Genomic DNA, 10,743 nt, shown 5'->3' on the forward strand with positions numbered 1-10,743 from the left:
GGGGATGCCGGGGGTCAGCCCGCGTCAGGCAGCGCGCCAGGCAGTGCATCGAGGGGGTCGGTGAGCAGCGCGTCGAAGGCGATCTCAGCCGCGCCCACGAGCAGGCGGTCGGGGCCCAGGTCGGCCGCACGCAGGTGCAGGTCTTCGACGTTCATGGCCATCGCCTGCTCGCGGACGGCGCTCTGGAGGGCCTCGGCATCCTGGTCGAGGATCGTCGCCAGGAAGCCGCCGAGGATGACGGTCGACGGGTTGAGCACGTTCACGGCGTTCGCCAACGCCGTCGCGAGAATGCGGCGCTGTCGTTCGACCTCCGCGGCGACCTCCACGCTCCCCGAGGTGCGGATCGCCTCCTCGAGCGTGGGTTCGTCCGCGCTGTGCAGCCCCACGACGGCGAGCAGGCGCGAGCGACTCACCTCGTCTTCCAGAGTGCCCTGCGCGCCCGAGCGACGATCCGCCGGCTGTGCGATGCCCGGCCTGTTCTGGCCGAGCTCGCCGGCGTAGCCGCCCGCGCCGCGCACGAGGTGTCCGCCGATCACCAGGCCGCCGCCGATGCCGCTTGCGCCGCCGTTGACGTAGATCAGATCGGCGACGCCGCGACCGGCTCCGTAGCGGCTCTCGGCGAGGGCGCCGAGCGTCGCGTCGTTGTCGATCGCCGTCGGCAGGCCCGTGGCCTGCGCGAGCTCGTCGCGCAGCGGGGCGTCGGTCCAGTCGAGGTGCGGGGCGCGGCGCACGAGGCCATCGGCGGAGCGCACCAGCCCGGGCACCGCGATGCCGATGCCGACGATGCGGTGCGAGGCGAGCACCCCCGTGCGCCAGCGTTCGACCACCTCGGCGGTGAGCGCGGTGGCCTCTTGGGGGGTGAGCAGTCCGGCGAGCTCGATGCGCTCGCGGCACACGATCGTGCGATCGAGTCCGATGGCGGCCACGGTGAGGGCGTCGACCTCGGGATTGACCGCGATGGCGACCACGTCCGCGGCGGCCGCGACCGACGGTGAGGGCCGTCCCACGCGCCGGTGCATCTCGGGGGCGCCCTCGGTGGCGAGGCCCGCGCTGACGAGGTCGGCGACCAGCGCGCCGACCGTGGACCGGTTCAGACCGGTCGTTTCGGTGAGTGCCGCGCGCGAGAGGGGGCCGTCTTCGTGAACGAGCCGCAGCACGCGGGAGAGGTTGGCGCGCCGAACGCCTTCGACGGTTCCTTCTGCGCGTGCCACGCGTCCACCCTAGAGGCGCGGATGCCGGGCGTCGCGGTAGACGACGGGTGCGTCGTGGTATAGGTTGCTGTCAACAACAAACCTCCCACCCGGGAGACCGCGAAGGAGCGTCATGACCACCCCGACCCCCGCCGACAAGTTCACCTTCGGTCTCTGGACCATCGGCTACAACGGCACCGACCCGTTCGGCGGCCCGACCCGTCCGCCGCTCGACGTCGTGCACGCGGTCGAGAAGCTCGCCGAGCTGGGGGCGTATGGGCTGACCTTCCACGACGACGATCTCTTCCCCTTCGGCTCCAGCGACGCCGACCGTCAGCACCAGATCGACCGTCTCAAGGGGGCGCTGGACGCGACGGGACTGAAGGTGCCGATGGTCACGACCAACCTCTTCAGCGCCCCCGTCTTCAAGGACGGCGGCTTCACTTCGAACGACCGCGACGTACGCCGCTTCGCCATCCGCAAGGTGCTGCGCCAGATCGACCTCGGAGCCGAGCTCGGCGCGCAGACGTTCGTCATGTGGGGCGGTCGCGAAGGCGCCGAGTACGACTCCGCGAAGGACATCCGCCAGGCGCTGGAGCGCTACCGCGAAGCCGTCAACTTCCTCGGCGACTACGTCGACAGCAAGGGCTACGACATCCGCTTCGCGATCGAGCCCAAGCCGAACGAGCCGCGCGGCGACATCCTCCTGCCGACGGTCGGGCACGCCCTCGCCTTCATCGACTCGCTCGAGCGTCCCGAGCTCGTGGGCCTGAACCCCGAGGTGGGCCACGAGCAGATGGCCGGCCTGAACTTCGCCGCGGGCATCGCCCAGGCGCTCTACCATGGCAAGCTCTTCCACATCGACCTCAACGGTCAGCGCGGCATCAAGTACGACCAGGACCTCGTGTTCGGCCACGGCGACCTGCACAACGCGTTCGCGCTGGTCGACCTGCTCGAAAACGGCGGCCCGAACGGCGGCCCGGCCTACGAGGGACCGCGCCACTTCGACTACAAGCCTTCGCGCACCGAGGACGAGACCGGCGTCTGGGACTCGGCAGCCGCCAACATGCGCACGTACCTGCTGCTGAAGGAGCGCGCGGCCGCTTTCCGCGCCGATCCGGAGGTGCAGGAGGCACTTGCCGCTGCGCGCGTGGCCGAGCTCGCTCAGCCGACGTTCGCCGAGGGCGAGAGCTACGACGACTTCGTGGCCGACCGCTCCGCCTACGAGGACTTCGACACCGACGCCTACCTCGGCGGCAAGGGCTTCGGTTTCGTCCGCCTGCAGCAGCTGGCCACCGAGCACCTGCTCGGCGCCCGCTGACCCCGGCATCCGCCCGACCGCCCCGCCCGCGAGACACCACGTCCGCACCGAGACACCCGCCGCACGCCGGTGTCTCGGTGCGGATCCGGTGTCTCGGCGGGTGGTGGCGGTCCACCGAGAGAGGATGCCGACATGGCACTCGTCATGGGCGTCGACTCGTCGACGCAGTCCTGCAAGGTCGTCATCGTCGATGCGGAGACGGGAGCCGTGGTCCGTTCGGGGCGCGCGGCGCACCCCGACGGCACGAGCGTCGATCCCGAGGCGTGGTGGGTCGCGCTGCAGGAGGCGATCGCGGATGCCGGGGGCATCGCCGACGTCGCCGCCTGGGCGATCGGCGGGCAGCAGCACGGCATGGTCGCGCTCGATGCGCGCGGCGCGGTCGTGCGCGACGCGCTGCTGTGGAACGACACCCGCTCGGCGGGGGCGGCGGCGGATCTGATCACGCAGTTCGGCGCCGACGAGCTGGCGCGACGCACCGGACTCGTGCCCGTGGCCTCCTTCACCGTCACCAAGCTCCGGTGGCTGCGCGACTCCGAACCCGACCACGCCGCGGCCGTGGCCGCCGTCGCCTTGCCGCACGACTGGCTGACCTGGCGCCTGCGCGGGTTCGGGCCGGTGGCTGAGGGCACCGCGGCGTTCGACGAGCTGATCACCGACCGTTCCGACGCCTCCGGCACGGGCTACTGGAACCCCGCGACAGGCGCCTACGATCGCGATCTGCTCGTCGCCGCGCTCGGCCACGACGCCGCGCTGCCGCGGGTGCTCGGCCCTCTCGAGTCGGTCACGGATGCCGACGGCCGCCGCGTCGGCGCGGGCGCGGGCGACAACGCGGCGGCGGCGTTCGGGGTGGGCGCGACGGTCGGCGACGTCGTCGTCTCGATCGGGACCAGCGGCACCGTGTTCGCGGTCAGTGCGGAGCGCACGATCGACCCCACCGGCACCGTCGCGGGCTTCGCGGATGCCGACGGCCACTTCCTCCCGCTGGTGGCGACGCTCAACGCCGCACGCGTGCTGGACGTGACCGCCCGGCTGCTCGCCGTCGACCACGGGGAGCTCAGCCGGCTCGCGCTGGCCGCGGCATCCGGCGCCGGGGGGCTGCGCCTGCTGCCCTACTTCGAGGGGGAGCGCACTCCCAACCTGCCCGATGCGACCGCGGAGCTGACGGGGATGACGCTCGCCTCCACCACCCGCGAGAACCTCGCCCGCGCCGCCGTCGAGGGCATGCTGCGAGGACTCGCGGCCGGCCTGAATGCCATCCGCGGGCTCGGTGTGCCGATCGAACGGGCGCTGCTGGTCGGCGGCGGCGCGCAGTCCGAGGCGGTGCGGCGCATCGCCCCCGACGTCCTCGGCGTGCCGGTGGACGTGCCCGCGGCGGGCGAGTACGTCGCGCTCGGGGCCGCTCGCCAGGCGGCCCGCAACCTCGCCGCCTGACGGCATCCCGCACCGCCGGCGTCCTGCAGCCAGCGAGAAACCATCCCGGCCGCGAGACATCACGTCTGCACGTGTTTCTCGCTCCGAGGCTGGTTTCTCGCGGGGTGCCGCGGCGTATAGCAACTCCGCGCGCCCGCGTCCAGACCCACCGTCCCACACCCCGACGAGTGGGTCCGAGGCCTAGGCTGAACTCGTCACGGGATGGTCTCGTCACGGTTCGAGCGTGTGGCAACGGTGTCACCGAACGATGTCATCGCACAGGGAGTCGCACATGCAGGCATGGCCAGGATCCGCGTACCCGCTCGGGGCGACGTTCGACGGCAGTGGAACGAACTTCGCGCTGTTCAGCGAGGGTGCCGAGCGCGTCGAGCTGTGTCTGTTCGGCGACCGCGGCAAGGAGACGCGCATCGAGATGCGCGACGTCGATGCGTTCGTGTGGCACGTGTATCTGCCCACGGTGCAGCCGGGCCAGCGATACGGCTATCGCGTGCACGGGCCGAATGATCCCGCCAACGGGCATCGGTTCAACCCCAACAAGCTGCTGCTCGACCCCTACGCGAAGGCGGTCGAAGGGCAGGTCCACTGGGGGCAGTCGGTGTTCGGCTACGACTTCGGCGACCCCGACTCCCGCAACGACGAGGACTCGGCCGCGGCCATGATGAAGGGCGTCGTCGTCAACCCCTTCTTCGACTGGGCGGGCGACCGGCTGCCGAAGACCCCGTATGCCGAGACCGTCATCTACGAGGCCCACGTCAAGGGGCTGACGCAGCTGCATCCCGAGATCCCCGAGGAGATCCGCGGCACCTACAGCGCGATCGCGCATCCCGCCGTCATCGAGCACCTCAAGCACATCGGCGTGACCGCGATCGAGCTCATGCCGGTGCACCAGTTCGTCAACGACTCCACCCTGCAGGAGAAGGGTCTCAGCAACTACTGGGGCTACAACACGATCGCCTTCCTCGCGCCGCAGAACACCTACTCCTCGAGCGGTCAGCGCGGTCAGCAGGTGCAGGAGTTCAAGAGCATGGTGAAAGCCCTGCACGCCGCGGGCATCGAGGTCATCCTCGACGTGGTCTACAACCACACCGCGGAGGGCAACCACATGGGACCGACGTTGTCGATGCGCGGCATCGACAACGAGGCCTACTACCGGCTCGAAGCCGACGACAAGCGGTACTACACCGACTACACCGGCACCGGCAACAGCATGAACGTCGGCAACCCGCACACCCTCCAGCTGATCATGGACTCCCTGCGCTACTGGGTGCTGGAGATGCACGTCGACGGCTTCCGGTTCGATCTGGCGGCGACCCTCGCCCGCGAGTTCTACGAGGTCGATCGACTCGCGGCCTTCTTCGAGATCGTGCAGCAGGATCCGGTGATCTCGCAGGTCAAGCTCATCGCCGAACCCTGGGACATCGGCCCCGGTGGCTACCAAGTGGGCAACTTCCCGCCGCAGTGGACGGAGTGGAACGGCAAGTACCGCGACACCGTCCGCGACCTGTGGCGCGGCGAGCCGGCGACGCTGGGCGAGTTCGCGTCGCGGCTGACGGGCTCGGCAGACCTGTACGAGAACTCGGGGCGTCGACCGGTCGCCTCCATCAACTTCGTCACCGCGCACGACGGCTTCACGCTCCGCGACCTCGTCTCGTACAACGAGAAGCACAACGAGGCCAACGGTGAGGACAACAACGACGGCGAATCGCACAACCGCTCGTGGAACTGCGGTGTGGAAGGCCCCACTGACGACCAGGGCGTCCTGATGCTGCGCGCGCGCCAGCAGCGCAACTTCCTTGCCACGCTGCTGCTCAGCCAGGGCGTGCCGATGATCTCGCACGGCGATGAGCTGGGCCGCACGCAGCGCGGCAACAACAACGGGTACGCGCAGGACAACGACATCACCTGGATCGACTGGAACCACGTCGACCAGCCGCTCGTGGAGTTCACGGCCGCCCTCGCCCGGTTGCGCCGCGAGCATCCGACGTTCCGGCGCAGCCGCTTCTTCGACGGCCGGCCCGTCCGCCGCGAGGAGGGTGCGCCGCTGCCCGACATCGCGTGGCTGCGCCCCGACGGCACCGAGATGCAGCCCGAGGACTGGGAGTCCGGCTTCGGCCGCGCCGTCGGGGTGTTCCTCAACGGCGACGGCATCCGGGAGCGCGACCGCCGCGGCGAGCAGATCGTCGATCGCCACTTCTTCATCCTGTTCAACGCGGGTGATGAAGGGCTCTCGTTCACGATCCCCCGCGCGGAGTTCAGCCCGCAGTGGGAGATCGTCGTCGACACCACGGGCCAGCTCACCGACACCGAGTCGCGCCGCGGAGGCGAAGCCGTCGAGCTGGCGGGTCGCTCGCTCATCGTCCTGCGCGACTATCAGGAGCAGAAGCCCGACGTCGACCACTCCGTCGCCGCGTCGCTGGCGGCGCTGACGGTGCCGATCGACATCGTGCGCTCGCCGGCCCCGCAGCCCGAGCTGCCGCACTGACCGTGGCCGACGACCCGCGCAGCGCGCCCGCCTCGACCTACCGCCTGCAGGTGCGCGCGTCGTTCGACCTGGATGCCGCCGCCGCCGTCACCGGCTACCTGCACGATCTCGGCGTCGATTGGGCCTACCTGTCGCCGATCCTGCAGGCGGCCTCCGGCTCCGACCACGGCTACGACGTGGTGGACCCCACGCGGGTGGACGCCGACCGGGGCGGCCCGGGCGGGCTGTCGCGGTTCGTCGCCGCGGCACGGGACGCGGGTCTCGGCATCCTCGTGGACATCGTGCCGAACCATCAGGGCGTCGCCGATCCGACCGAGAACCCGTGGTGGTGGGACGTCCTGACCCACGGACGGGCGTCACGACACGCGCACGCGTTCGATATCGATTGGGAGCACGGCGCCGAGCGCGTCGTGCTGCCCGTGCTGGGTGGCACCCTCGACGAGGTGCTCGGTCGCGGCGAGATCGAGGTCGCACCCCCGGAGGGCGACGACGACGGTTTCGGCACGGTGCGCTACTACGACCTCGTGCTGCCGCTGGCGCCGGGCACCGCGCCGCTGCGCGCGACGACCGACCGCCTCGCGGTGCGCGACGTGCTGGAGCGCCAGCACTGGCGGGTGACGTCGTGGCGGCGGGATGCCGAGGAGCTGAACTACCGTCGCTTCTTCACGGTGACCTCGCTCGCGGGGGTGCGGGTCGAGCTGCCCGACGTGTTCGCGGCATCGCACGGGGAGATCCTCCGCTGGGTGCGCGAGGGGCTCGTCGACGGTCTGCGCATCGACCATCCCGACGGCCTCGCCGACCCGGGCGGCTACCTCGACGCGCTCGCTGCGGCGGTCGCGGAGGCCCGCGGCGCCGCGTCGACCCCCGCCTTTCCCGTCTACGTCGAGAAGATCCTCGAGCCGGGCGAACAGCTGCCCGGCTGGTGGGCCACCGACGGCACCACGGGCTACGACGCCCTCGGCGAGATCGACCGGGTGCTCGTCGACCCGGCCGGCGCGCCGGCGCTGACCGCGCTCGACGAGCGCCTGCGCGGCGGGCCCGTGGACTGGCACGACATGATCGCCGGCACCAAGCGCGAGATCGCCGACACCTCGCAGGCCGCCGAGGTCGGTCGTCTCATCCGCTGCCTGCCCGACGCCGTGCGCGCCCACCTCGGCGACGACCGTGCCCGTGACGCGTTCGCCGAGCTGCTCGCCGCCTTCCCCGTCTACCGCGCGTACCTTCCGGCCGGCCGCGAGCTGCTGGCGGATGCCGTGGCCACGGCATCCGCGCGCCGGCCCGACCTCGCCGACGCCCTCGTCGTGCTGGCGGAGCTCGTCGCCGATGCGGACGCCGAGCTGTCGCGGCGCTTCATGCAGACCACCGGCCCGGTGACCGCCAAGGGCGTCGAGGATCGTGCGTTCTACCGGTATACGCGGCTGAGCTCGCTCACCGAGGTGGGCGGCGACCCGTCGTGGTTCGCGCTCGACGTCCCCGGGTTCCACGCGGCGTTCACGCGTCGCCAGGGGTCGTGGCCGCACGCCCTCACGGCGCTGACGACGCACGACACCAAGCGCTCCGAGGACGTGCGGGCGCGCCTGTCGGTGCTCGCGGAGATCCCCGACCGCTGGGCGGCGGCGCTGGACGCGCTGCGTGCGACGGCATCCACCGGGGACGGCCCCCTCGATGCGCTCCTGTGGCAGGCGGTGATCGGTGCATGGTCGGACGATCCGGCCCTCCCCGAGCGGCTGCACGCGTACGCCGAGAAGGCCGCGCGTGAGGGCGACGTCGGCACGAGCTGGACCGATCCCGATGAGGCGTTCGAAGCGCGCGTCCACGGACTCGTCGACGCCGCGTTCGATGCCGCGCGGCCGACGGTCGAGGCGCTCGTCGCCGACGTCGTGGATGCCGGCCGCTCGAACTCCCTGTCGGCGAAGCTGCTGCAGTTGGCCGGACCCGGCGTGCCGGACGTCTACCAGGGCACGGAGCTGTGGGACCTCTCGCTCGTCGACCCCGACAACCGGCGCCCCGTCGATGTCGCCGGGCGCCGCGCGCTGCTCGCACGGCTCGACGACGGATGGATGCCGTCGGTCGATGACACCGGCGCCGCCAAGCTCCTCGTCGTGTCGCGGACCCTGCGGCTGCGCCGTGCCCGGCCCGACCTGTTCACGCGGTACACGCCGCTGCCCGTCGTCGGCGCGGCATCCGCGCACGCCGTCGCGTTCGACCGGGGCGGTGCGATCGCGGTGGCGACGCGTCTGCCCGTCGGGCTCGCCGCGCGCGGCGGCTGGGGCGACACCGCGGTGCTGCTGCCCACGGGACGCTGGCGCGATGCGTTCACCGGACGCGAGCTCGCCGGCGGGGCCGCGCCCCTGGCCGTCGTTCTCGCCGACCTGCCGGTCGCGCTGCTGGTCGCGGCCGACTGACCGCTCGGCGCGGACGGGGTCGGGGCCTTTCGACTCGCGGCTGCGCCGCTCGCTCAACGACCGGGAGGCGCCGCCCTCCCCCCGGTCGTTGAGCGAGCGCAGCGAGTCGAAAAGGGGTGCGTATGACGTTTCGTGACGATCGCTTACGTCACGTGACCGCCGGTTGGTCCCGCCGGATGCAGCCGTGGTGGGGTGGATCATCCCGCTCACCGCAGCGCCGCCCGGCGCACACCAGGAGACCACCATGTCCCGACTGACCCGCACGACCCTCGTCGTGGCATCCACCCTCGCCGCGGTCGCCCTCCTCGCCGGTTGCGCTTCCGGCAGTGCCGCCCCCGCCGCCTCCGCTGGAGGCGAGCCGAAGACCGGCGGCACGCTCACCTACCTGGAGCCGCAGACGTGGACGACGCTGTACCCGCCGTCCGCGGGCTTCTACCCCAACGGCGGCATCGTCAACAACGTGACCGACCGGCTGCTCTACCAGAACCCCGAGACGCTCGAGCTCGAGCCGTGGATCGCCACCGACTACAAGGTCAACGACGACGCCACCGAGTACACGTTCGACCTGCGCACCGACGTCACCTACTCCGACGGCACCCCGCTGACCGCCGCCAACGTCGTGAAGAACATCGACCTCTACGGCAAGGGTGACAAGGCTCGGGCGCTTCCGGTGTCGGAGGCGATCAACAACTACGACCACGGCGAGGTGACCGGCGACCACACGGTGGTGTTCCACTTCACCGCGCCGTCGCCCGGCTTCGCGCAGGCCGTCTCGACCATCAACTCGGGCCTGCTGTCGGATGCGACCCTCGACCGCACGAGCGAGCAGTTCGGACCGGGCAACGCCACCAAGATCATCGGCAGCGGCCCGTTCGTCATCTCCGACGAGCAGATCGGCACGCAGACCAGCGTCACCGCGCGCAAGGACTACAACTGGGCGCCGCCGTCGCTGAAGCATCAGGGCGCCGCCTACCTCGCGGGCGTCAACTACGTCGTCGCGGCCGAGAACAGCGTGCGCGTCGGCACCGTCGTCGCAGGCCAAGCCGACATCGCGCGCAACATCCCCGCCCCCGACGAGGCGCAGTTCGCCGCTGGAGCCCTCTCGCTGCACGCCGCCGCCACCAACGGCGTCAACAACGGCCTGAGCTTCCGCTTCCGTGAGCCGCGTCTGGCCGACGTGCGTGTGCGTCAGGCGATCATCGCCGGCATCGACCGGCAGAAGATCGTCGACACCCTGTTCACGAAGAACTACCCGCTGGCCACCGGCGCGCTCGCCAAGACCGCCCTCGGCTACGTCGACACCTCCTCGTACTACACGTACGACCCGGCCAAGGCCGCGTCGCTGCTGGATGCCGCGGGGTGGACCCTCGGATCCGACGGCATCCGTGCCAAGGACGGCGAGAAGCTCACGCTGAGCTTCAACGAGGCGCTGCCGCAGCCGCGCTCGAAGGAGGTCGTCACCCTCATCCAGGAGCAGCTGGGCAAGCTCGGCATCCAGGTGTCGTTGTTCGCCGGCGACATGGCCGCGCAGACCAAGGCGTCCACCGACCAGAGCGTCATCCAGGTGTACCACTCCATGGTCGGCCGCGCGGACTTCGATGTGCTGAAGTCGCAGTACTTCTCGAAGAACCGCAACACGCTGCTCAACCTGAACCCCACGGACGGCAGCATCGGCGACCCGCAGCTCGACACGCTCCTGCAGGCGATCGCGTCCGAGCCCACGACGGCCCAGCGTCAGGCGGCATCCGCGGCGGCGCAGACCTACCTCGCCGAGAACGCCTACATCCTGCCGATCTTCGAGGAACCGCAGGTCTTCGGCCTGACGGCCAAGGTCCAGGGCTTCGAGACCGAGTCGGTCGGACGCCCGACCTTCTCCTCGACCTGGCTCGCGGGCTGAGTCGGGAGATCCGGGAA

Annotated in this window: 6 protein-coding genes; 5 read left to right on the top strand and 1 reads right to left on the bottom strand. The window is 71.1% G+C overall.

From position 1 onward, the window contains the following. Positions 1 to 14 precede the first annotated feature (14 nt). On the bottom strand, positions 15 to 1,211 hold the full coding sequence (locus ABS64_RS05665) for an ROK family transcriptional regulator (RefSeq protein WP_036289708.1): 1,197 nt from the start codon (positions 1,209 to 1,211) through the stop codon (positions 15 to 17). Between the two features lie 112 nt (positions 1,212 to 1,323). Here ABS64_RS05665 and xylA point away from each other — a divergent pair, with 112 nt between their 5' ends. The 5 genes from xylA (at position 1,324) to ABS64_RS05690 (ending at position 10,726) form a co-directional block, all read left to right on the top strand. Next, entirely contained in the window at positions 1,324 to 2,511 is a 1,188-nt protein-coding gene (xylA, locus tag ABS64_RS05670) for a xylose isomerase (protein ID WP_036289709.1), read from the top strand. Between the two features lie 132 nt (positions 2,512 to 2,643). Continuing rightward, positions 2,644 to 3,942 (top strand): FGGY family carbohydrate kinase, encoded by a 1,299-nt coding sequence (locus tag ABS64_RS05675; protein ID WP_292681715.1) that lies wholly within the window; start codon positions 2,644 to 2,646, stop codon positions 3,940 to 3,942. Between the two features lie 271 nt (positions 3,943 to 4,213). Continuing rightward, positions 4,214 to 6,424: a glycogen debranching protein GlgX gene (gene glgX / locus ABS64_RS05680; protein ID WP_288121734.1), complete on the top strand. Its 2,211-nt coding sequence runs from the start codon at positions 4,214 to 4,216 to the stop codon at positions 6,422 to 6,424. A 2-nt stretch (positions 6,425 to 6,426) separates the two neighbouring features. Next, complete coding sequence (gene treY, locus ABS64_RS05685; protein ID WP_292681720.1) at positions 6,427 to 8,829, top strand: malto-oligosyltrehalose synthase; 2,403 nt, start codon at positions 6,427 to 6,429, stop codon at positions 8,827 to 8,829. Positions 8,830 to 9,073: 244 nt separating this feature from the next. Continuing rightward, positions 9,074 to 10,726, top strand: a complete 1,653-nt coding sequence (locus ABS64_RS05690; protein WP_292681723.1) for a TIGR04028 family ABC transporter substrate-binding protein — start codon at positions 9,074 to 9,076, stop codon at positions 10,724 to 10,726. Positions 10,727 to 10,743 lie beyond the last annotated feature (17 nt).

Source organism: Microbacterium sp. SCN 69-37 (assembly GCF_001724435.1).
GTDB classification, from domain to species: Bacteria; Actinomycetota; Actinomycetes; order Actinomycetales; family Microbacteriaceae; genus Microbacterium; species Microbacterium laevaniformans.